The organism is Glaciimonas sp. PAMC28666, from assembly GCF_016917355.1.
Taxonomy (GTDB): Bacteria; Pseudomonadota; Gammaproteobacteria; order Burkholderiales; family Burkholderiaceae_D; genus Glaciimonas.
Genome location: NZ_CP070304.1, coordinates 168131 through 190689 on the forward strand (window position 1 = coordinate 168131; position 22559 = coordinate 190689).

22 protein-coding genes are annotated in these 22559 nt (G+C 50.9%); 4 read left to right on the top strand and 18 right to left on the bottom strand.

The window, feature by feature from the left end:
• Nucleotides 1-2: 2 nt before the first annotated feature.
• From JQN73_RS00680 to alr, 11 genes are all read right to left on the bottom strand, one after another.
• A complete protein-coding gene (locus JQN73_RS00680) occupies nucleotides 3-1058 on the bottom strand; it encodes a glycosyltransferase family 4 protein (protein WP_205321200.1) in 1056 nt (351 codons plus the stop codon).
• Nucleotides 1055-2506: an oligosaccharide flippase family protein gene (locus JQN73_RS00685; protein WP_205321201.1), complete on the bottom strand. Its 1452-nt coding sequence runs from the start codon at nucleotides 2504-2506 to the stop codon at nucleotides 1055-1057. Before JQN73_RS00685 ends, JQN73_RS00680 begins: the two co-directional genes overlap by 4 nt.
• 13 nt (nucleotides 2507-2519) lie before the next feature.
• The gene (gene epsI / locus JQN73_RS00690) at nucleotides 2520-3254 is read right to left on the bottom strand and encodes an exosortase-associated protein EpsI, B-type (RefSeq protein WP_205321202.1); all 735 of its coding nucleotides are present in this window, start codon (nucleotides 3252-3254) and stop codon (nucleotides 2520-2522) included.
• Nucleotides 3251-4165, bottom strand: coding sequence for an exosortase B (xrtB, locus tag JQN73_RS00695; protein ID WP_370551287.1), 915 nt, complete (start codon nucleotides 4163-4165; stop codon nucleotides 3251-3253). The genes epsI and xrtB overlap by 4 nt, the downstream gene beginning before the upstream one ends.
• Nucleotides 4165-5040, bottom strand: a complete 876-nt coding sequence (gene epsG / locus JQN73_RS00700) for a chain length determinant protein tyrosine kinase EpsG (protein WP_240162378.1) — start codon at nucleotides 5038-5040, stop codon at nucleotides 4165-4167. The genes xrtB and epsG overlap by 1 nt, the downstream gene beginning before the upstream one ends.
• The gene (gene epsF, locus JQN73_RS00705; RefSeq protein ID WP_205321204.1) at nucleotides 5027-6463 is read right to left on the bottom strand and encodes a chain length determinant protein EpsF; all 1437 of its coding nucleotides are present in this window, start codon (nucleotides 6461-6463) and stop codon (nucleotides 5027-5029) included. Before epsF ends, epsG begins: the two co-directional genes overlap by 14 nt.
• A gap of 515 nt (nucleotides 6464-6978) precedes the next feature.
• The gene (gene epsE / locus JQN73_RS00710) at nucleotides 6979-7779 is read right to left on the bottom strand and encodes a polysaccharide export protein EpsE (protein ID WP_205321205.1); all 801 of its coding nucleotides are present in this window, start codon (nucleotides 7777-7779) and stop codon (nucleotides 6979-6981) included.
• A 99-nt stretch (nucleotides 7780-7878) separates the two neighbouring features.
• Nucleotides 7879-8832, bottom strand: coding sequence for an EpsD family peptidyl-prolyl cis-trans isomerase (locus tag JQN73_RS00715; RefSeq protein ID WP_205321206.1), 954 nt, complete (start codon nucleotides 8830-8832; stop codon nucleotides 7879-7881).
• 78 nt (nucleotides 8833-8910) lie between these two features.
• Nucleotides 8911-10191, bottom strand: coding sequence for an XrtB/PEP-CTERM-associated polysaccharide biosynthesis outer membrane protein EpsL (epsL, locus tag JQN73_RS00720; protein WP_205321207.1), 1281 nt, complete (start codon nucleotides 10189-10191; stop codon nucleotides 8911-8913).
• A gap of 624 nt (nucleotides 10192-10815) precedes the next feature.
• The gene (radA, locus tag JQN73_RS00725) at nucleotides 10816-12189 is read right to left on the bottom strand and encodes a DNA repair protein RadA (protein ID WP_205321208.1); all 1374 of its coding nucleotides are present in this window, start codon (nucleotides 12187-12189) and stop codon (nucleotides 10816-10818) included.
• A 211-nt stretch (nucleotides 12190-12400) separates the two neighbouring features.
• On the bottom strand, nucleotides 12401-13489 hold the full coding sequence (gene alr / locus JQN73_RS00730) for an alanine racemase (protein ID WP_205321209.1): 1089 nt from the start codon (nucleotides 13487-13489) through the stop codon (nucleotides 12401-12403).
• 292 nt (nucleotides 13490-13781) lie between these two features.
• Here alr and lplT point away from each other — a divergent pair, with 292 nt between their 5' ends.
• On the top strand, nucleotides 13782-15044 hold the full coding sequence (lplT, locus tag JQN73_RS00735; RefSeq protein ID WP_205321210.1) for a lysophospholipid transporter LplT: 1263 nt from the start codon (nucleotides 13782-13784) through the stop codon (nucleotides 15042-15044).
• A 53-nt stretch (nucleotides 15045-15097) separates the two neighbouring features.
• On the opposite strand, the gene JQN73_RS00740 is transcribed toward lplT, so the two are convergent.
• Genes JQN73_RS00740 through tsaB form a run of 4 tightly spaced genes read right to left on the bottom strand, consistent with a single transcriptional unit; the run spans nucleotide 15098 to nucleotide 18375 of the window.
• Complete coding sequence (locus tag JQN73_RS00740; protein ID WP_205321211.1) at nucleotides 15098-16165, bottom strand: DUF1853 family protein; 1068 nt, start codon at nucleotides 16163-16165, stop codon at nucleotides 15098-15100.
• The gene (locus JQN73_RS00745; protein ID WP_205321212.1) at nucleotides 16146-17171 is read right to left on the bottom strand and encodes a uracil-DNA glycosylase family protein; all 1026 of its coding nucleotides are present in this window, start codon (nucleotides 17169-17171) and stop codon (nucleotides 16146-16148) included. Before JQN73_RS00745 ends, JQN73_RS00740 begins: the two co-directional genes overlap by 20 nt.
• Entirely contained in the window at nucleotides 17168-17656 is a 489-nt protein-coding gene (rimI, locus tag JQN73_RS00750) for a ribosomal protein S18-alanine N-acetyltransferase (protein ID WP_205321213.1), read from the bottom strand. The genes JQN73_RS00745 and rimI overlap by 4 nt, the downstream gene beginning before the upstream one ends.
• Nucleotides 17653-18375, bottom strand: a complete 723-nt coding sequence (tsaB, locus tag JQN73_RS00755; RefSeq protein WP_205321214.1) for a tRNA (adenosine(37)-N6)-threonylcarbamoyltransferase complex dimerization subunit type 1 TsaB — start codon at nucleotides 18373-18375, stop codon at nucleotides 17653-17655. Before tsaB ends, rimI begins: the two co-directional genes overlap by 4 nt.
• A gap of 172 nt (nucleotides 18376-18547) precedes the next feature.
• Here tsaB and JQN73_RS00760 point away from each other — a divergent pair, with 172 nt between their 5' ends.
• A complete protein-coding gene (locus tag JQN73_RS00760) occupies nucleotides 18548-18988 on the top strand; it encodes a thioredoxin family protein (RefSeq protein ID WP_205321215.1) in 441 nt (146 codons plus the stop codon).
• 183 nt (nucleotides 18989-19171) lie between these two features.
• Here JQN73_RS00760 and JQN73_RS00765 read toward each other — a convergent pair whose 3' ends face one another.
• Nucleotides 19172-20086: a LysR family transcriptional regulator gene (locus JQN73_RS00765; protein WP_205321216.1), complete on the bottom strand. Its 915-nt coding sequence runs from the start codon at nucleotides 20084-20086 to the stop codon at nucleotides 19172-19174.
• Between the two features lie 72 nt (nucleotides 20087-20158).
• On the opposite strand from JQN73_RS00765, the gene JQN73_RS00770 reads away from it, so the two are divergent.
• Nucleotides 20159-20326 carry a hypothetical protein gene (locus JQN73_RS00770; RefSeq protein WP_205321217.1) on the top strand — a complete coding sequence of 56 codons (168 nt, stop codon included), beginning with the start codon at nucleotides 20159-20161 and terminating at the stop codon, nucleotides 20324-20326.
• A 22-nt stretch (nucleotides 20327-20348) separates the two neighbouring features.
• Here JQN73_RS00770 and JQN73_RS00775 read toward each other — a convergent pair whose 3' ends face one another.
• Together JQN73_RS00775 and JQN73_RS00780 are read right to left on the bottom strand one after the other, a co-directional pair.
• Nucleotides 20349-20687 (bottom strand): hypothetical protein, encoded by a 339-nt coding sequence (locus JQN73_RS00775; RefSeq protein ID WP_205321218.1) that lies wholly within the window; start codon nucleotides 20685-20687, stop codon nucleotides 20349-20351.
• Between the two features lie 187 nt (nucleotides 20688-20874).
• Nucleotides 20875-21633, bottom strand: coding sequence for an ABC transporter ATP-binding protein (locus JQN73_RS00780; RefSeq protein ID WP_205321219.1), 759 nt, complete (start codon nucleotides 21631-21633; stop codon nucleotides 20875-20877).
• A 217-nt stretch (nucleotides 21634-21850) separates the two neighbouring features.
• Between JQN73_RS00780 and JQN73_RS00785 the strand changes: the two genes are divergently transcribed.
• On the top strand, nucleotides 21851-22501 hold the full coding sequence (locus tag JQN73_RS00785; protein WP_205323094.1) for an arylesterase: 651 nt from the start codon (nucleotides 21851-21853) through the stop codon (nucleotides 22499-22501).
• Nucleotides 22502-22559: the final 58 nt, after the last annotated feature.

Genomic DNA, 22559 nt, shown 5'->3' on the forward strand with positions numbered 1-22559 from the left:
AATCAGTTATGCAAAGCAGCGTCAAAACGGGAAACTGCAACGTCCCACGTAAATTGGGTAATGTGGCGATGCGCCTGCCGGGTTTGCGCAACTCGCGCCGGGGTATCTGTGAGCAAACGTAATAACGGCGGGACTAGCGAGGCCGATAGACGGGGCTGACCATATTGCGTTGTTTCACCCTCAATGCCATATTCGCGATGTCCACCAATATCGGTCAACACCGTTGCGGCACTACATAGCATCGCTTCGGCAGGCGGCAAAGGCCATCCCTCAGCCCAGGACGGCGAAAGAAATATCGCAGCGCGGTTGTACAAGCTGCGCAGTAGCACCTGCGACGGGAGCCTATGATATTCAAACCACGGCTCCATATCTGGCGGTTCGGCCGGTACGCCGAAGAGAATCACTTTAAGGTCAGGAACGCTGGCCTTGACTGCGCGCAACGCGGCCAATCCATCGCAAGAACCTTTCCAATCGAAGTTGTGATACAGCATGATGACGGTATGAGGGTCGCGGGACAGTGCAGGAACGTCTGTACCGAAAGCGGAAAAATCAACGCCGTTAGGGATGTAATGCACGGTCTGTCCCTCACTGGCAGCGAATTGCCGCAACCAGTCGGCGATGACAATCTTTTGTAAAGGAAGCCGCCAGGTAGCAAGAACGCGATCTCGGTCGCCACTCCACTCCTCAAAGTGCTGAATGAGATAGAATTTTTTGCCGCAGCTGGCAGGTTGTTTCACAGCGATTTCTGCGGTTTCCCATGCAGTGGCAATGAGTGCATCCGCTCTGCCGAGAGAGGCCGGCGTCATGTCGAGAACCAACCGCATCTGTACCCGTGGATCAACCTTAAACCAGTCAGTGGGAAGCCAGTCGCGCTTCAGTCTCGACTTGGCATAACGCACACGTTGTCGGAGTGCCGTTGCGCCCGGGATCAAAATCATCTGGTGCGTCACGGTAACCTCATGTCCCCGCGCAACCAGGCCGTTCGCATACTCATAGACGACCTTGTAGCCGCCCACCGGATGCTGACCCGGTGTGGGAAGAAGAAAATTAATTTTCACGACGCTTGTCCTTTTAGGGTATCAAAAATGCCCATCCAAATGTCTTTCACCTTAGAAGAAAGACCGACTGCGATAGTGATAAATACACCGCCTCCCGCCAAAACTGAAACAATGTGCACCGCAAACGGATTGATTTTAGCCCGCTCTCCGACGATAAAGATGAAGAAGCTCACTACCGCCATTCCAGCCAAAGCAATGAACATGGGTGTAAGGCTGCGTACGTATTCGCGCAACTGCATATCAAGCACGTTTTTCAAAAAAAACATCTGAATGGGAACCCCTATGGCGGCCCGCATTGCCCATAGTACGGCTGCAAAAATAACACCATAGGTTGGCAATAAAGGAAGGAAAACGGCCCAAAGAACGGTACTTAATAGCGCGACACCAAGATTGACAGAGGTTTTGCCAGACGCCGCGAAAATGACTGTGTGCGTAAACGTAAATGCCTGAACCACACCCATGCCCAGGACGATCCGCAGATAAGGACCCGCACCCAACCACTGCGGGCCGAACACGGTTCCTATCAACCAAGAGGCATGAAGTGCCGCAAGCATGAAAATTGGCGGCGCAGACAGGGAGACGACCTGTACCACATCGAGGAAACGCCGCCGAAGCTCTGCAGTTTTAGATTGATAAACTGACAGATATGGCAGCATTACCGAAGCCACGGGCATACATAAAAGTTGAAATAAAATATCGTAAAGTCGGACCGCGAGTGAATACATTCCTAAAGCGGACGCGCCGAAAAAAGCACCCACCGCAATTTGATCCAGGCGGCTCACTCCCGCTTCAAGGACTCTGGTAAAAAAAGTATTTGCAGCAATTCCACCGACCTGTTTCAAACTGGATAGTGAAAAGACCAACGAAGGTCTCCATCCGGCACTGAGGACCGCTACAATTGTTCCAGTAATGGCATTAATGACGTGTAGCGATAGTACGGCCAGCAAACCGAATCCGTTCCAGGCCAGATAGATACCGACCACGCCTCCCAAAAACGTCGCCGATACATTACGTATAGCGATAGCCCGATACTCGAGTCCTCGCCGCAGCCAGGAAACAGGTGACAAGCCGATGGCCGTCACAAAACTGGCAAGTGCTACAGCACGCAGTGCCAAAACCAGCCCCGGTTCATGCATGGCGTGGGCTGCCAGTGGGGCTAGCAAAGCGATTGCAAGTCCCAGGACGCCTGCTGCAATTACTTGCGCCCAGAACACTGTACTAAAAAATTTCTGATCTTTTGCGTCTTGGTGACGCACGAATTGATCGCTCAGTCCTAAATCAATGACAGCATCGAGAAATACACCAACCGCTATAGCCATTGCCATCACACCGAGTGGAGCGGGACCAAGCTTGCGCGTCAGAGGGATAAAAAAAGCAAACGAAAGGCCCCTCGTAGCGAAAGAATTGATAAACGACCAGAATGAGGCCGGTCTGATGGAATTACTCAATTTGAATTAATCCTTAACCCGTCGACAACTGCGTGTCGCTACGATCATGGCCTTTAAGTGAATCAAGCTTCTGTTCACCCAAGAGAATTTTTCTGCCAGACAACGCTATTGCCTCCAATAAAGCATTCACGAATTTTTCCTGATAAGCGAAGGCGACCGACTGATTCTGGTCAATGCTCGATACCCTGAAAAGCAGACCGTCCGCTACGCGTCCTCTGAGACCGTATGCAGTCCGTGCCAGGCCTTGTTCAATATTTCCGCGGACAATCTTGTCGCCGATCCGCACCCAATAGGTGACCGGTTCCATCCGCACGCCAAGACGGGTCGCAAGTCGCATAGCCGGTATTTCGCTACCATTAAGACGTAGCCTGACCTTCTCTATGCCGCTGACGCTGAATCCCTGCGCCAGATAACACACTTCTGGGCGATGTATCTGTAGGTCGCGTTGTTGATCGCCACCATAAGCGATGGCGAGCATGATGTGATATCCGTCGCTGTTAACGTATGTACGCGAAAGCGATTGATCGTAGATCTTATCGAGGATCTCTTTTTGAGTCGTGTCTACCACCAGAATGGAAGGTTGTAATTCTTCTTTCCAACCATTGAACGATGCAGGAATTATTGCCTGGAGATCGAAAGCGGGTGACTCAGCAGACATTTTATGTGTCGGTCGCAAAAAACTTGCGAGACCGAACGCTAGCAACATCAATACCAAAAGAGCCAAAGAACGCGGCGAAGGTTTTATCACTTAGCAGCTCCCTCACGAAATAAACGCTTCCGGAGCCGCATCTTATCGAAAGATTTAAGCGCTGAATCGGTGCCCATTATTAATAGGAGTGCGCTAAGAAATAGCACTATTCCTGCGAAGCCGTGCAAAAATCCCTGACCTGCAGCGTCACCGAAATAGTAAGTAATGAGGGTTAGCGCCATCACCCGAATAACATTCGAAATAAATGAGATCGGCATGATAAAAACAGCTAGAGAAACATTGCGGAAAAGCGACTCGTGTCGCACGAGATTAAGATAGAGCAATCCCAGCGATTCGAGCGCAAACAGCGTGTGCAACCCTGCACAAGCATCCGCCACCAATAGTTGGTATTGGCCAATCTGCAAGATGATGCCACTACGTGCGATCGGGTAATTCATCCAATACAAAATATGCTCAACAACGTACGACACAGCCATTTTCATTGGCATCGTCATTGCATCCACCACAATGCCCGGCAACGGCAGCATAAAGAGCATGAAAAAAAAGGGAAACCACTGCACCTTCAATGCTGCCCGGCCCCGTAAAAGCAGAACATGCGCGACCAAAACGCAGACAAATGAGCCAGTCTCAAGTAGCGCAATTTCTTGCGAACGTCCCACGACATATAGGAGTAATCCAAACAATAAAACCACCCACCCCGCTTTCGATACTGGTTTTCCGGCGCTGGCTTTCAGCATTTGAGGCCATTGCCGATAGATCAGCCACGTAGCAAGAACCAGGATAAGAGGCCCGTGTGCTTGCTCCTCGGTACTCCAAAGTCCGGTGGCGAGATCGTAAAAAGTCGGGATATAAAGGATCAGCAGACAAGCCAAAACAGGCCACCACGCAGCACACAGGTTTTGCCATGTCGTCAGTCGCATGGCGGAACCATCGGCGACGTTTGTAGCCACTAGTACCCTACCAATACAGAACCCACGACCTCTACGCCAACGCGTGTAAATTGTTGCGTCATCGCATTGATATCGGCGACACGGGTCATATTCTTACGAGCAACCAAAAGGACGCCACCAGCTCGCGCAGCGATCGCTAGTGCGTCAGCACCAGCGGAGAAGGCAGAAACGTCATAAAGGATGACATCAAAGAGGTTGGAAATACTGAGCGTCAGCGCACCAAAGGATCTGCGGCTAATCAGCTCCTGCGGGTTCGGTGGCAACGTACCTGCCTGCAGCACCGAAAGGCTATCAAAATAGGCGACTTCTGCAATGGCATCCAAGTCCGCTCGCCCTGCAAGGATATCCGACAGACCCTGCTTCCCGGATATATTAAAAATTTGATGCTGTCGGGGTTTACGTAGATTAGCGTCGACCAGTAAAGTTTGCTCGCCAAGTTGTGAAAACACGACAGCAAGATTCGCCGCGAATAAACTGGCACCCTCCCCAGGATTGACACTAACGATGGCGAGTGTTTTACGACCAATGGCAAACCAGCGCAGCATCAGCTGACTGCGAATTGTCCGCAAGGTTTCCGCCTGCTCACCAAATGGCTCGTACACGGTGACCAGTTCCGCTGCAAAATTCCCCAGCCCAGGTTCTAAGTAAGAGTAGTCAAACTGGCGAGCCAGCACTTGCTGAATGTCTGCCTCCGTAATCAGGCCAAGACTCTGAGCGGCTTCACCAAAGCGCATGCCTTTCGCTTTTTGCTGACGCAGAATTTCTTCCGCATCTTCAAGGGTAATCTTGCCCATGTCGACCAGCAGGCGGCCGATGCTCGATTCGCGGACCTGCTGATGTGGCACTGCTGCGGTATTGATATTAGGCGGATACATCGGACGTTCCATGATCTATTTTTAACTTCACGTTGCGGCGCAAAAATCGACTCAAAAATTCTCTCCGAACACGTATCGGTGGATTCCAATGCAGCACGCCAAGGACCGGTATTTGAATCACATCACCCATATCTTCACTTGATCTGACGCGCCGATCCATCAGTTCGGTCAGCAATCCCAAACCAAGACCCAGCATGGTTCCCAAAAAGATCGCTAACAATGTATTGAGTAATATTTTTCGATTGGCGGGCACAATGGGTGCGATCGCTAAATTCAAAACCGCGATGTCAGATTGATTGGACTGCCCTTCCATGTTGGTCTGGTTATATCGCAAGGCTGCGCCCTCGTAAGCGCGCTGTGCATTTTCCATCTCCGTGGTTAACACTTTAAATTCATCACGCGCACTATTCAAAGTAATCACTGTATTTTTTTGAGCGAGCAGGGCGGCACGAATTTCCGCTTCACGTTGCTGATAAATACGCGCATTTCCCGCTACGCCGCCACTTGTCAGTTTTATTTGTTCATCAAGATTGGCGTGCAGTTGATCAATTTCAGATTTTGCCGCTTTATATTGCGGATGATTTTTTCCTAGCTGTTGTGAGGTATCCGCAAATTTAGCCTCTGCAACAGAGAGGCTGGATTTGATCGTTTGAACTAACGGGTTAGCCAAGACGTCAGGCGATGCATTTGCGCTATCTTGCGTCTGACGCTGACGCGATCTTGCTTCCATTGACTGGGCTTGTGCCAGCACCAATTGCGTGGATAAATCATTGAGTCGCGCCGACTCAACGTCCAGTCGATTGTCGGCATTAATAATGCCGTGTGCTTTTTGATAAGCAGATAATTTGTTTTGAGCCTGTTCAAGTTTCTGGCGCAAAAGCTTGATTTGGTCTGTAATATATCCCGAGGCTTTTTGAGATGGTTCGCTTTTGAGCTGGATACTGACTTGCTGATACGCCGAGGCGAAAGCATTTGCAATGCCTGCCGCAAATTGGGGATCCGCGCCCTTGAAGCTAATGTCGATGACACTGCTTTCGCGGGATGGTACAACGTCCATTTTTTTCAGTAACAGATCGGCCAACCAGTCACGGATGGTGCCTTCGCCCTCCGTGGCCTTGATGAATTGTTCTTTGACGATCGGACCTTCCGTCAGCTTCAAGTCATCCACAACTTTTAGCGCTACAGTACGGCTACTAATGATATCGACCTGGGTTGCCATGTACCCCGGCATCAGCAGGGCTGGCAAGACGACCCCCGTGACGGGATCAACACCCTTGTAATTAATGACTAAAGAAGTAGTCGCCTTGTAACTTTTTGGCAGCAGAAGACTAAACGCCAACGTCGTCAAAATTGTTGCGATAAGCGTGATCAGAATGATCCTGTAACGGGCACGTACAATCAGCAAAAACTGCGTAAAATTCATTTTTAACTCTCAAAACCTGACTAATGCGCTCAGTCCGATACAACATTTACGCGACAACATCGAATTATTTGAACATCGCATGACTTCTTCAGCGGCCGAACGGCTACGCAGGGAATGAAGCCGCGATGTGCCTTTTAAGGTTGGGCTTAACCACTTCCAAGCATCCATTCATAGCAGCGACAGCACGATGGCAGATTTCGTTTATCTGCCGATAGTCGCCTATGCTCGACCCGGGTTTTTCACCTGATGGTCGCCGTTATCCAAATTTCGCAAGAGTTCATAAAAGCCTTAGACCGGCGCGACTTTCATTACGCGCGCGATACGATATTTTTAACCATCTAACTATCTGATCTAATTGAACTTATGTCTGCACGCAAGCTTTATTATAGGAAATAAAAATATCAGCAACCCTACCAATACCTATATTTCCTGACATTCGACCATCGCTGGATTGGCTGTTTATTTCGGACAGGCACCCCTTGTTTATGAGTATCCATGCCTTTCGATGTCAATAATTAAAATAAACTTTCCTGCACATACAACACGTCGTCGGGTCCCACCTTGTCGCCGTGCTGAACCGTCGTTTCTTGTAAAACACCCTTGGCGTCCAGACGCTTAAGACGAACTCCGCGTGCGGTTCCGCGTTGACTTAGCCCCCCACCGACGGACAAAGCCTGTAATACAGTCATGTTACGTTCCAGCCGATATGCTCCCGGACGTTGGATTTCGCCATAAATATAGAAGCGCGGTGCGCGTTCTATGTAGATAACGTCACCACCCAGTAATTCCTGATTTGATTGCATGTCGCCTGTACGCACCATGTCGATCAAATCAATGACTTCTTTTTGTGTTTTACCATCGCGTTGACGAATCAAAGTGACGGTATCGCCTGCGTCAGCATTACCGCCGCCCGCGAGAGCGAGAATATCCGTCAAACTTCGCTTGCCATCGATAGCATATCGCCCTGGCCGATTGACCTGGCCCAAAACGGAAACCACCTGACTTTGCATCGATGTGACAATAATATTTACTTGAGCGTTGTGAATAAAGCCGCCGGTTTCTAGCAAGTTCGCAATTTTCTTCTCGCTCACCGAGGTGGAGACGCCGCCAACCGAGACATCGCCTATCAGTGGAAAAGAAATACTGCCGTCCTCGTTGATACGGGTTTCCAACGCTAGATCAGGATGATCATAGACGGAGATTTTGATCACATCACCCGCACCAAGCTGGATGTCGGCGGCCGAGGCGGTATTTAACAATGCGCCGTTCAGCAAGCTAAAAAGTAGCACCATTACTAGTAAACGATATTTTTTCATGGTGATCACATCCATTTCAACTTTAAATAAGCCACTGATAAATCTTGGTTTGAATCTCGGAAAATTAGCTAACGCTATAAACGCTCTATGCGAGTCACTTTACTTTAGCCCAGCTACTCCACGATCAATATGGTTTGCAGCCGTTCCCTTATCCGCCACTGGCATGGCGGCGGCAACTGGCGCAACTTTTTCCTTGCCGAGCAAGCCCTCGTTAAGATATTCAATTTTTGCTGTAGCGTGTAAATGCGCCACTTCGGCAGCCTCTGCATCTTTATTTGTTTTATTGATCAAAAATTGTTCGATTTGAGCAGCAGCAGCTTGCACTGTGACGGGAGTATCCTTTACTTCTTGCAGGACGATCAAAATGCTGCGCGGTCCCTCATTGATGGTAAAGAGCTGCCCTCTTGCCATCGTTTTCATTATCTTGGCAATATCGGGGCCCAGATCAACACTGGTGCGCGCCACATGCGTCGGTGCAAATTCCACTTTCTTACTTTCCAACCATGTCGCAACCTCGTCCAGTGATTTTGCGCTGCCCATCAAAGCGACGAGTTCCGGACTTTGGTTCCTTGAGTCAATAATCAATTCTCTCAGTTCATATTGTTTGCGCTGAGAAAATAAATCAGGGTTTTTTTGATAGAACGCCTCAACATCCAACGTCGATGGCTTGACGATACTTGGGGCTTTTTTACGTAAATAAGCTTGAGCTAAAATCTGCGCTTTATCGCGTTCGATTGCCTGCATGATCAAAGGATCGCGATCAATTTTTTCAGACAGCGCTGCGGCAACGAGCAACTGTCGGTCAATCAGACCGTCCAATATTTGTCTCTTCGTGAACTTCTGCAGATCGCCCGCATGTTGCAGTTCGTCGTTCAGTTGAAGCACCGTAATTTCTTGGCCATCGACCTTCGCAAGCGACTGGCCCGCGGCTTTTTCTTTATTCCCGCAAGCGGCCAAAGTGACCGCAATCAGTAAAAGGAGCGCCCCACCGATAATGCGATTAGAAACAGTTTTGGCATTCGTAACGGGCTGCAAGGCAATGATTGGACTCATTAAAACTTTACTCCTTCGATAGGATTAAATGGGAAATCTACAAATTGGGTACTTAAAAGGTAGCGCAATGAATTGAAATTAAAACTCATAATGCGCATTCACATGCGCGCCGTTGGCGCGAAAACCCAATTGCGTGATTGTTGAGTTCAAGGTTTCATGGAAAATTGCAGCACTTAACTGAAGGTGCGAATAGGGAAGATAAGTTAACCCCAGACCGGCTTTACGATCGCGGTCGATGCGGGTGGCCGTCGTTACGCCCCCCAATACGGCGACACCGTTATAGTCGCGTTGCTCAATATTAAAGGAGCTTTCGATGCGGAGTTTAGACGTAACGTCCCAACCCCCGCCCAAACTGACTCCATGAACCAGAGCGTAGTTAGCGGTCAGATCGGCCACTGCACTGACTTCGCGCCAGACATTTATCGCCACGCCAATCTTGCCCGTAGCTGCCCAGGTCCCGATCAATCGCGCGTTAGTCCCGTTGAAATTTTCCGATGAAAACGTATCGTAATTTCGCTGTACCCATCCCCCGAGAAATTGTATGCGTGATTTACCGCTCACCTGCCAATCAATCTTTCCCTTAACTTCATTTTGAATATAGTTAGTCCCCAGGACCAGTCCATGACAGTCGCTATCCGGACAGCCGCCTCGAATATGGCGAAGTTGCACACCGATCGTGCTGCTGCTGGGCGCCAGATAATCAAGCCCTAGCTCAGTCGTGTCCTGCGTCTGGTCGCTGCCGTGCAATGCGTCCAGATCGTACGATAACTGGTAGTGCGTGATGGCACCATGCATGCGCCAGTCTGCGCCGAAGCGCCAGCCAGCATCGATGGAATTAGTCCACTGACGTCGCACATTACCTTGAAGCGGTAAATTACTTTGAACTGTGCGGAAGCTATCGAACGGGGTCAGCGACTCCGAATAATTGGTTGAAGCATTTCCCTCCAGGTTATTACCAATGTGCCAGTTCCAGTTGGCAAGTAGGTCTTCACCCGTGTTGTCGAATTGATTGAAGTGATCGAAACTGGATCGATTCAGACTAATGTCGGCGGTAAAGTGTTGTTGGCTTATTTGCTCGGAGAAGCGCAAACCACCTGTAGCACGCCTGACGGTATCTGACATTTGACCAGAACCTTCCGCAATCTTGGCCGCGGCACTATCGTAAAACCGTAGCAGATTGTCCTCGTAAAAGACGGTGTAATCTACGTAAGGTGTGACGGCGCGCGGCGTGACGGCGCCCGGCGTATCGCCAGTACCCATCGCGGCGAATGCAGGGACTGTGAAAACGGCACCTGAAATGATCGACAACGCGCTTAGCGCACGTGCGGTGGAACAGCGGTTGATGTGAAGCGGGTACATATAAAATTTGTGTTTCGGTCCAGTTGCAATTGCAGAATCCGGCTTTTATTGCCCATTGATGGCTAGATACTTCACCTTTGGCGCGCCGCCAGCAATACGCCAAGGGGGCCTAACTTCGGTGTTGCATCGTTTTTTGCTGGCTTCCGCTTGACCAGCTAAAAAGTGTTTTCTATTAAATAATTATATCCAGGAAATAATGTCAGCAAACCGACCAATATCGACTTTTACTGACATTTACGGAAAACGGGCGAAGGCGGGGAGGTCCGGGGCGGCTTGCGCATGAACGTCGAAGATGTGCGCGGTAGTCCTGTAAAGATGGAACGAACCATCGCACGCGCAGATGGCCAACTCGCGTTGTTAATCTGACCGGTTGAGCTGCGACCCTGCTCAAGGACTCCGTCCCTTATACACAGTCGAAACAGTCGAAACAGTCGAAACAATCGACGCAGACGACACAGACGATTAAAAAAATACGTAACGATCCATCATGCATGGACGATCTCACGGCAGAAAGAGTGTCACACATGCAAACGCAGCGACCAAATAAAATCAGCACCGTATTTAACGGTGCTGATTTTGTTTTGACATTACGGGGGATTCCGCTATACGCAAGTCTCTACGAGATTACTCCCCGGCATCGCGGATTTTATTGAGTGCGTCATCAATCCGTTCCACGCCAATCACTGTTAAGCCTTCAATTTTTTGTTTAGGTACGTTCGATTTTGGAATGACGGCAATAGAAAATCCCAACTTGGCTGCCTCTCGCAAGCGCTCCTGGCCACGGGGCGCGGGTCGAATTTCACCAGCAAGTCCGACTTCGCCGAACACAACCAAACCACGCGGTAGCGGCTTGTTTCGCATCGATGAATTGATCGCGAGCAATACCGCAAGATCGGCTGCCGGCTCAGTAATTTTTACCCCGCCGACTGCGTTGATAAAAACGTCCTGATCGAATGCGGCGATCCCCGCATGGCGATGCAACACCGCCAGCAACATGGCGAGACGGTTTTGGTCCAGCCCGACAGAAAGACGACGCGCATTTGGCGCATGCGACGCATCGACCAATGCTTGAATTTCAACCAGCAAGGGACGCGTTCCTTCCTGAGTCACCATCACGCAAGAACCAGCCACGGCGATATCATGCTGCGACAGAAATAACGCTGAGGGATTGGACACGCCCTTCAAGCCTTTTTCGGTCATCGCAAAAACACCTAGCTCATTGACTGCGCCAAATCGATTCTTGACGGCGCGCACCAGGCGAAAACTCGAATGTGTATCACCTTCAAAATACAGAACCGTATCGACAATATGCTCTAAAACCCGAGGTCCGGCTAACGCCCCCTCTTTCGTTACATGGCCGACCATGATAATGGTGATACCGGTCTGCTTTGCAACACGGGTTAATTGGGCTGCGCATTCACGCACTTGTGCCACTGAACCGGGCGCGGAAGAAAGCGCGTCGGAATAAACCGTTTGAATCGAGTCAATCACCACCACTTCCGGCTTATGCTCCACCAAGGTGTTCAAAATCTTTTCAAGCTGGATTTCCGCCTGCAATTTTAGATCTTTGGCATCCACCGCCAGTCGTTTGCCACGCATGGCAATTTGCGCACCGGACTCCTCACCGCTGACGTACAAGACTTTTTTTACACGCGAGAGATTTGCCAGCGCCTGTAATAGCAGCGTGGATTTACCGATACCGGGATCTCCGCCAATCAATACAACGCCTCCAGCCACCAGCCCACCGCCAAGCACCCGATCGAATTCTTCGATCCCGGTGCCAAAGCGCGGCACATCAATGGCATCGATATCTGACAAGCTGACTACCGGTGCCGTCTGCGCCAAGCCTTTGTGTTGATTCGAAAAGCGATTGCCGACCGATTCAATGATCGTCTCCACCAATGTGTTCCATTGACCGCAGGCCGGACATTGCCCGGTCCATTTATTGGCAATGCCGCCGCATTCGGTGCAGGTGTAATTGGTTTTTGCTTTGGCCATCGGAATCGTTATCGTTTCAAAAAAGGGAATATCGGGCTAACACAAACTTAACCTGGCCTCGACGTCAAACCGTGGTCGGCAAATGATTAAGCCACTAATAAGGGCCAGCCAGTGGGGGCCACCAGTGGGGATATATTATGCAAGAGAGCGTTGTTCTCGCCTAAAGCTTATAAACATTGACGTGGCAGGCTCACGGACGCCTGCCATCCCGTCAACTTTCGGTAACACGTACCCGTGGCGCGACCGCGCACAGCAGCTCATAGCCAATAGTGCCAGCCGCATGCGCCACCTCATCCACCGACAAGCCATTACCCCACAACAATACATCGCTCCCGACATGTGCGCCGGGAACGGCCGTCAGATCCACTGAAAACATATCCATCGACACACGCCCTACTGTGCTAGTGCGAACACCGTCCACGACAACTGGCGTTCCCGTCGGTGCATGGCGCGGATAGCCGTCAGCGTAACCGCAGGCAACGACGCCGACAATCATAGGATGGTCCGCGACAAAACGGCTACCGTAGCCGACAGCCTCTCCCGCCGCAATTTTTTGAATACCGATGATTTTGCTGGTTAAGGTCATCGCTGGGCGCAAGCCGAATGATTTAGCGGAGTCACCGCCAGGCGTTGCACCATACAACATCACACCTGGCCGGACCCAGTCAGAACGTAATTCTGGATGCATCAGGTCTGCGGCCGAATTCGCCAAACTACGCTCCCCTTCAAGGCCAGCGATGCCACGCTCAAAACAGGCAACTTGTTGTTGCAACGGCAATCCGGGGTTGAGCGGATCGTCAGCATTGGCGAGATGCGTCATCAACGTAATATTGCCAATCCCTGGTATCTTGCGCAAGCGCAAATGGGCTGCGCGAAAGGCGTCAGGAGAAAAGCCCAGGCGATTCATGCCGCTATTCATTTTCAGATGAACAGGTAACTGATAAGTTGATTGATTGTTTGGCAACTTTGATTCCAGCAACGCAATCTGCTCATCACAATGCACTGCGATCTCCAGTTGCTGACTGATAACTACCTCAAGGTCACTTGCATCAAAGAAACCCTCTAAAAGCAAAACCGGCTTTTCCCAGCCGAGTTCACGCAGACGCACCGCATAATCCGGCTCGATCAAGGCCAAACCGTCTGCTTCGGCGAACGCGCGCACTGCCCGCTCCAGACCGTGACCGTAAGCATTTGCTTTTACGACCGCCCATACTTTAGAGTTTGGGGCGCGCGTCCTGGCGACGCGCAAATTGTGCTGCAGAGCTGAGATGTCAATGGTGGCAAGTAGAGGCCTTGGCATAAGAAGTGTTATCTCATGGAAATATGAAGGAGCCACCATTTTACCGGATGCAGGATGAAGAAGAATCCTCGATTTGTTTTGTGCTTCGATCGATTTGTTTAAACTTCAACAAAATGGACCTGACGAATCGCTTGGGTTCAGCGCATGTTCCTTGCAAGTACTTCCCATGCGAGCGCATCTTCAAGTGGGTGTTCGAGTTGGCCGTTAAACTTAGCCGTTAAACTTGGGTGCGCCATATTTTCATGGTATAAAGCATGCCGGGGACACTACGAAAAATATTTTTAAGATGCGAATGAATCGCGGTTTTTATACCATCATGGCAGCGCAGTTTTTTTCTTCGCTGGCCGATAACGCCCTTCTTATAGCGGCGATCGCATTACTGATGGAAATGTCGTCACCGACATGGATGACGCCACTACTCAAATTGTTTTTTGTCTTGTCTTACGTGCTGTTAGCGCCTTTTGTCGGTGCGTTCGCAGATTCTCTGCCCAAAGGGCGCGTGATGTTTGTGACCAATCTGATCAAGATTTTAGGTTGCGTGATGATGTTTTTTAGCATACATCCATTGCTTTCCTACGCCATGGTCGGCTTCGGCGCCGCCGCTTATTCGCCGGCCAAATACGGTATCCTGACCGAACTCTTACCGGCAGAAAAGCTGGTAGCAGCGAACGGCTGGATTGAAGGCCTCACCGTCTCCTCCATCATTCTCGGTACGGTCATGGGGGGCGCGCTGGTGAACCCACATGTATCTGCGGTGCTGCTAACCCTTCACGTTCCGATGTTGAACTGGAGTCCGGACACCCCAACCCAGGCGGCGCTAAGTGTGATCGCAGGGCTGTATATCGTCGCCACTATTTTTAACCTGAAAATTCCCGACACCGGCGTTCGGTATCCGCACCAGGAGCGAAACCCCGTTAAACTGGTCGCCGACTTTGCGCGATGCAACAGTACTCTTTGGAAAGACAAGCTCGGACAAATATCTCTGGCTGTAACGACCTTATTTTGGGGAGCCGGCGCAACCCTTCAATTTATTGTGCTGAAATGGGCTGAGAAATCCCTTCATATGCCACTCGATAAAGCGGCGATTCTGCAAGGCGTCGTGGCAGTCGGGGTTGCTATTGGCGCTGTGGCAGCAGCCCATTTTGTACCATTAAAGAAGTCACTGTCGGTCATGCCAATGGGCATCATTATGGGCTTGGTGGTGATGTCCATGACCTTGGTCCACTCTATCTGGGTCGCCTACCCGTTGCTGGTATTGATTGGCGCACTTTCTGGCTACTTTGTGGTGCCTATGAACGCCTTGCTACAGCATCGCGGCCATGTATTAATGAGCGCAGGTCACTCTATCGCTGTACAAAACTACAATGAAAATTTATCAGTGCTGACCATGCTTGTGCTCTATGCAGTCATGGTTAAACTGAATCTTAATGTCAATCTGGTCATTGTCATGTTTGGCGTCTTCGTTTCCGGCACAATGTTTTTGGTAATGCGTAAGCACGCTGCCAATCAACGTGAACATGACTCCCTCGCATTGATCGGCGAGCATAAACATTGATTTCGTGGTGTTTGTTGGCATTTTTTGATTAGCCACCGATCATATCGAAGAGCTTAAGCTTGGATCGGAATCTTCAACGTCACCAGTCTTCTTGATACAGCCGCGCGAGATGCCCAGTCGTCCGGCACAATAAATCCGCGTCTGATTTCAAATGCTTCGGTACCGTTTGGACGCATCGTTGCCAACAGCACAGGTGCGCTCTCTTGACTGAAATGCTGCAACAAGACCTGCTGCGCCTCAGCCCCACTTAACGTATCCGCCACCAAAGACTTGGCGGGCGCTAACCAATGTTGCTTTGGCAGCAATAGATAGCGGCATTGCGGATCAATATTGAGTTGGGATATGGCGCACCAATAGCCGCGACAATGGCTGCTCGACACGCCCAGACCGGAAGGAACGACAAATCCCTCGTATTGATAGAACAACCAACCTTTGATAAGCGCAAGAGCAGAAACCACGGGTTCGTTCAAAACCGCTTTCGCCACAGGGTGCTGCGACAACATCAATTGGCGAACAAGGATTTTCTGAATTTTTTGGCCGAGTGAGTCGGTTAAATTAGGTCCGATAAAATCATCGGCGAGCAGCTCGCCATCCATCGTCTCCAGCAAATAGAATTTGGTCGCAAACTCCCAATGGACCAATCCGAGCGGTTGGCGTAAAAGAAAGTCAAACTCCCCGATGGTGGCGCCTTTTTCGGTTCTAACCTGCATCCCATGCGCCACCAGGATTCCCTGTTGCTCGAAATAAAACGCCATCAATTTTTCGGCGTATAACCCTAATCGACTTGATAACAGCGTCGCCATGAAGGCATATAACCCCTGTAGTTTTTCTGGGGTGCTATCTAATAGTCGCAACCAGTTTGCCAGTGTATGATGCGCCGTCAGGTTGCCATCGTCATCGTCAGCGCCCGCGATATGAGCGATTTTCCCCTGCCACTGCGGCGCGTGTAAATCCAGTAAATCGGGAGAGTCCAGCAGCCACGCCAGCGCTCTGACATGGGGATCATTAAGATGCTTCCAGCGCTGATGGAAAAGGACCTGATAACTATCGCAATCACGGTCGTCCACGCACTGAGCGGCTAGCTGGAACGGCTCGGATGGGCTATTCGAGGATAGCGGCATGACAAGTCAGCGCAAGGCACAAATCACTCCAAGCCTTGGCTTTATCTGCTGGTTTTCGCAATAAATAGGCCGGATGATAAGTCACCACTAGCGGCAATCCAGCATAACGATGGACAGTTCCACGCAGTGAAGCGACCAGCGTGGATGCATCCAATGCCAATAAAGACAGCGCCGCTGTTTTACCCAGCGCCACTAAAACAGTGGGCTGAATCAACGCAATTTGGCGTTGCAGATACGGCAAGCAAGCGGCGACTTCCTCAGCCGACGGTGATCGGTCACGCCCGGCATCCCCTTCAACGTCAATGGGACGGCATTTAACGATATTGGCGATGTAGGCGTTCTCACCGCGTCGCACGCCAATCGCGGCCAGCATATTATCGAGCAACTGACCAGCCGGACCGACAAATGGCTCGCCATCTTGATCCTCAGCCTGTCCCGGTCCCTCTCCGATGAACAACCATTTGGCGCGTTCGTCCCCCGCCCCAAATACGGTATGTTCTCGACTATGGCACAAACCGCAGCGCGTGCATTCACTCACCGCGGCCTTCAGTTGCCGCCAATCCATGCCCGCGATATCGGCTAATACCGTGTCGGAGTCGGCAATGATATTCGGCGATGTCGGTAACAGCCGCGACGTAGGAGACTTGGCCGCCGCCAGATCCGGCCTGATAAATGACGTGACGGATGTCGGCAAGGATGACTCTTCCCAGGCCGACATCAATTCGTTTTTTTCATTGCTCTCCATCGGCGCTGTCTCAACCGACAATGGTTGTGGAGGTGATGGCGTTTTGTTTAATGCAGTAACAACGATGGAACTGTCTTCGGCTGTTACCAACGCCGGTGCAGGTGCGGGTGCGATCACCGTGGCGACCGAAGCTTGAGCCAAATCCGGCATACGCAGATCAGGCTGCTCGGTGGGATCGGTGCCATCAATATGGCGGCGCACCCATAGCGGACCAACGCCGCAAGCGTCAAGAAAAATTGCACGGCGCGTCAAGGTCATCATAATGACAACCTCATCACAATCGCATCTTCCCGCTTGTTACCATCAGCCGGATAATACGAAGGTCGTCGGCCAATCTCGACAAAACCGAAACGTTGATAAATCACGATAGCGCGTTGATTTGATGGTCTTACTTCCAATAGCACCGTCGTCATGGCATGCTCTTTTGCCAGCAATGCCACCTTATCAAGTAACTGCTTGCCAATCCCGCGCCCGTGATAACTGGCATGCACGCTGATGTTCAACAAATGCGCTTCGTCAACGACAGCCATCATAAAAAAATAGCCCAGCAACACCTGGTTGGCGTCGCGCAGAGTCCAGCATTGATAGCCATGTTCGATGGAGTCAACAAAATTACCCTGCGTCCAAGGATGTGAATAGACGCGATTCTCGATTTCGACGACCTCGTCAAGGTCTTCAATTGACATGCGAAGGAAGGTCGTTGGCGTGCGTAGAATAGCCTCCCCAGGCGCCCGGCTTATGCTCATATGACCACCTTGAGGGCGCGTTCAGCTGTGGTCAGGGCAACTTTATTGCGTAAATATAAGGGCTGCGCTTCGATCGCCGACACTCCTAAACCTTGTTCAAAGGCCTTCAAACCGAGCTGTGCGATATGTCTGGCGTGCGGCATCAGCGCAGGTTGCGCATTCGCTAAAAATGTCGCTTTAGCAAATAGTTCGGGGTACGCCGATAAGCCATTACCGCAGGCAAGCAAAGGAGGCACGCTATCTGTCGGGGTGCCGGGCGCGAACAAAGGACGCACCAGCGCTGGCGCAGAAAGCGTGGGCTCGACAACGATTTTCCATACGTCATCAACGTGACGATATTGCGCCCAGTAAACTTCGCCCATGCGTGCGTCCAAAATGCTCAAGACATCGCTGATGCCAAAGGCTTCCCGACAAGCCTGAGCCATTGCCGCCAAAGTAACGATCGGCAATACCGGCAAATTAGCGCCGAAAGCCAGACCCTGCACAATACCGCAAGCGGTACGTACGCCGGTAAAAGATCCGGGACCAATACCGAATGCCAGAGCGTCACATTGCGCCAGACTGATCCCGGCTTCTGCCAGCAGACTTTGTACCATCGGCAAAATGGTTTGCGAATGGGTCTGAACCCCGGCGGATTCCCGGCTAAATACCTGACCGTCACGCAATAGCGCTGCAGAGGCAAGTTCGGTGGATGTTTCGATGGCTAGAATAATTTGCATAGCCACTATTTTACCGCGCCCGGCGCTTCAAGCGCAGTTTCAATCGATGGTTGTATGCGGCCGGACTAACAATTTTCCAGCTACTTAATCATGTTGCCCCTAAGCTGGCCCGAGGCAGACTCAAAAATCGATTCTGAGACCACAAAAAATCTAGTCACGGTAAAATGCGAGCATGCCCGTCTTGATAATTGATAATGAGAATCGCCCACAACTTGCTCAGATTTTAGCCGATGACGGCTGGGTGGTCGCTTGCCTTTGCGCTGCATGGTGTGGAAGTTGTCGGGAATATCAAACTAACTTTACGGCGTTAGCGCATCGTCACCCCGGCGCCCGCTTTGTTTGGATCGATATCGAGGATCAGGCCGATCTGATGGATGACCTTGACGTGGACGACTTTCCAACCTTGCTGATACAACGTGGTCAAGTTGTAACGTTTCTTGGACCAGTCGAACTCGACCTGCGATTAGCTGAACGCATCTTTTTGGCGCAACATAAAAAGTCGGCCGCCGAGCTGGCTGCAGACGCGCACAGTACTGCTGAACGCCGTCATTGGCAGAACAATGGCAATCTGGTATTACGACTGCAAAACGCTGCCGCGAAAAAAACTCACTGATTAAAAACCACTGATCAACATATTCGGGTATCGCCCTCACGTGACATCAGGTATAACGCAACGATCTATAGCAGTCTGTGCAAAAAAATGTGGGCCGTCGGAGGCGCCAAGATATCGCGCCGCAAGCGTTCCGCCCTCACACCTCACACCTCACACCTCACACCTCACGCTAATGATAAGGTTTCAAGCCGCGAGCCATGGATCACGATCGGGATAGGGAAACTCGGTCATCATAAAATCGACGAAACTGCGGACCTTAGCAGATAGTAGACGCCTGCTGGGGTAAACTAATTGCACCGATATCTTGTTAATGTGATGGTCGGCCAGAACCCGTTCCAACTTCCCTGTCCCCAAATCGTCACCGAGCGAATAAGAACTGCGCATCGCTATTCCCATTCCAGCAAGAGCACAATGGCGCAACAAATCAGCATTATTCGACATCACCTTGCTGGTGATGGGGATCGTCGAGACGCCGTCACCAGACTGAAAACTCCAGTGATGACGAAGGTGTTCTAACGAAAAATTCAGGCACGCATGCTGTTGAAGATCTTCCGGCAGAAGCGGCCGTCCATGTTTCCGCAAGTAATCCGGCGATGCACATAGCAAAACCTCGGCGATACCCAATTGACGCGCCACCATGCTGATATCGAACTTCTGAAACACCGTAAAAATACCGACATCAAAACCCTCTTCCACCAAATCGACGGTGCGGTCAGACATCGTCACATCTAATGTGACTTCGGGGTATTGCAAAGAGTATTTTGGCAGCAAACGCGCCAATTGCATTTGCCCGAAACTAATTTGAGAGTAAATATTCAGGATTCCGGCAGGCTTTTTAGACACCGCTGAAGCAGCCGCATCGGCCTCGTCAATTTCAATGAGAATACTACGCACCCGCTCTAAATACCCCTGCCCGGTTTCGGTCAGCGACATTCTGCGTGTTGATCGATTCAATAGTCGCGTGCCAAGATGGTTTTCCAGATCAGCCACGTGACGGGTAACCACAGCGTTAGACAAATTAAGCACCTTCGCCGCCCCCACGAAACTACCCTGCTCCACCACTTTTGAAAATACCCGCATTGACTGTAGGCGATCCATATTATCCTTTTGAGGTCAATTACACGTATCTTTGCACTGATGTGCTCACGTTCAACACGCATGTTACCAATTATGGCAGCAACCGATCGTCAAAAACTCTTATCAGATTCAAATCAATCATCAAATGCTGATGCTGAACCCCACATGCCAAACGTCCTGATCAACGCTGGAGATTTTGACGGCCATGTCGGCGGTGAAGCTCTGAGCAGCATCTTCCGAAAGTTCAGCATCCAGGGTTGAAAGTCGCCGATGCCTAAGCACGTTAATGGCGCAGCAATACGCTGACCGACAACCCAAGCGCGATCACACTTAGTCCCAGCGCAATCGCAGCTATCCAGCATGCGCGCCGCACTTTTTCCTGGGAAGCCGAGAAAGTTTGTTCGAGCGCTGATACGGCCGTTTGCAATTGCTCTGCAAGCGCCTTCGCAGTTTGAACATTTTGCAAAGAGGCATTTTGGAGCTCTGCCACCTGCTGCTGCAAAATCTCTATCTGGCTTCCTTCGCTCACCCCTTTGCGCTTGGTGAAAGCTGGCTTAGCGGCGCTAATAATATCGCCAAGGTAAGGAAGGATAGCCTTTGCTACCGGTAGCCATGTCGCCATAGTGTTCTCCCTGTGTATTAATGGAAATTACGCAAAGCCGTCAAGCCTGCTTGATTGTTTGATTGTTTGCTCTAGCTGGTGCCCAGGCGTCCTTTTACGCGTGATGTCGTTGTCGGCAAGGTTGATCAACCTTCCACTGAAACGCTATGCACAGCTGCTGACTGATGATGACGATGCAGTTCTGACGCTAAAAAATATGTGCATCGCTCGGTGTCGCGTCACCATGATGCAGCAAGCGCCCTGCTGCGATCGTGATCGTTTGCCGGCACTGAACCGCTATGGAGGTGTCATGCGTGACCAGTACCAAGGTCGAACCGCGCTCCTGGTTGAGATCGAACATCAATTGAATCACGGCATCGCCGGTAGCGGCATCCAGGCTGCCGGTAGGTTCATCGGCGAATAAAAGCGGCGGTTCTGTGACAAACGCGCGCGCCAGCGCGACCCGTTGCTGCTCGCCACCCGACAAATATTTTGGATAGTGACGTAAGCGACTGGACAAGCCAACCCGGCCCAGCATTACTTCAGCCTTTTCTTTCGCATCGGGATCGCCATGCAGCTCTAACGGCAGCATCACATTTTCCAAAGCATTTAAATGGCTCAACAACTGAAAGGACTGAAACACAAAGCCAAGTTTTTCCTTCCGTACGCCAGCCCGTCCATCCTCATCCAGCGCAAAGATATCGACGCCATCAATGACGACTGTCCCGCTCGACGGCGTATCCAGACCGGCCAATAATCCTAACAAAGTCGATTTCCCCGATCCTGAAGCGCCGACAATTGCCAGCGTAGTCCCGGCCTGAACGGTAAAATTGATATCATTGAGAATGACGAGTTCCCCGCTGGCATCAGCAACCCGCTTGGTCAGGTTTCGCGCAACGATCGAAAAATCGAAGCCGGACGTGGTAGCTTGTAACTGAGAAGAATTAATCGAAGAGGATAGTGGCATGCGGATTATCAGTCGGAGTTTTGAAAAAATTATTCGGAATTGGCTAGCCCCAGCGTCATCGGGGCCAAACGTCACGCCACCTGACGGTTGCACCGGCGTTGAGCGTTTAAACGCTGCCAATATCGCATTATGGCCGAAAGCACGGAGATATCGGCACCAACAACCAACAGCAACGCACCGGTCATTGGCACATAAGGCAATGCGACGCGGCACCCTAATGCTCGTTATATCAGGCGTGATAACCACGATAACCACCTGCGCAGGACTTGATGCCTCAGCGGCAACAAGCGCCCATTCTGCATCAAAATCGATTCTAGTGCTCGGTGACAGTCTATCAGCTGAATATGGTCTGGCCCGCGGCAGTGGTTGGGTAGCACTGCTACAAAAACGGCTTCAGGAACAAAATATTCCGATTAACGTCATCAACGCCAGCATCAGCGGTGAAACCACGAGCGGTGGCAACGTCCGCCTACCCACATTGCTGAAGGATCGCCCTAATATCGTTATCATCGAGCTAGGAGCGAATGATGCTTTGCGCGGCCTTCAACTGAAAGCGACGGAATCAAATCTGCAATCCATGATATTAGCCGCGCAAAAAGCGAATGCCAAAGTACTGCTGGTCGGCATGCGAATCCCACCGAACTACGGCCCGGACTATACCGAGAAATTTTTTGGACTATATTCAACCGTAGCCGGGCAAACCAAAGTGCCTTTGGTCCCATTCCTGCTGGAAGGCGTTGCAGATAAGCCGGAATGGTTCCAGGCGGATCGCATGCATCCCATAGCGGAAGCGCATCCGACCATATTAAATAACATCTGGCCTAAATTACAGTCCTTAATCAAAAGCACGGTAACCAAGGCTAAATAACCTTACGATCAACCTTGCTTGCGTCTTAGTTCGAAAATGATGAACTGGCAGCGGCTTC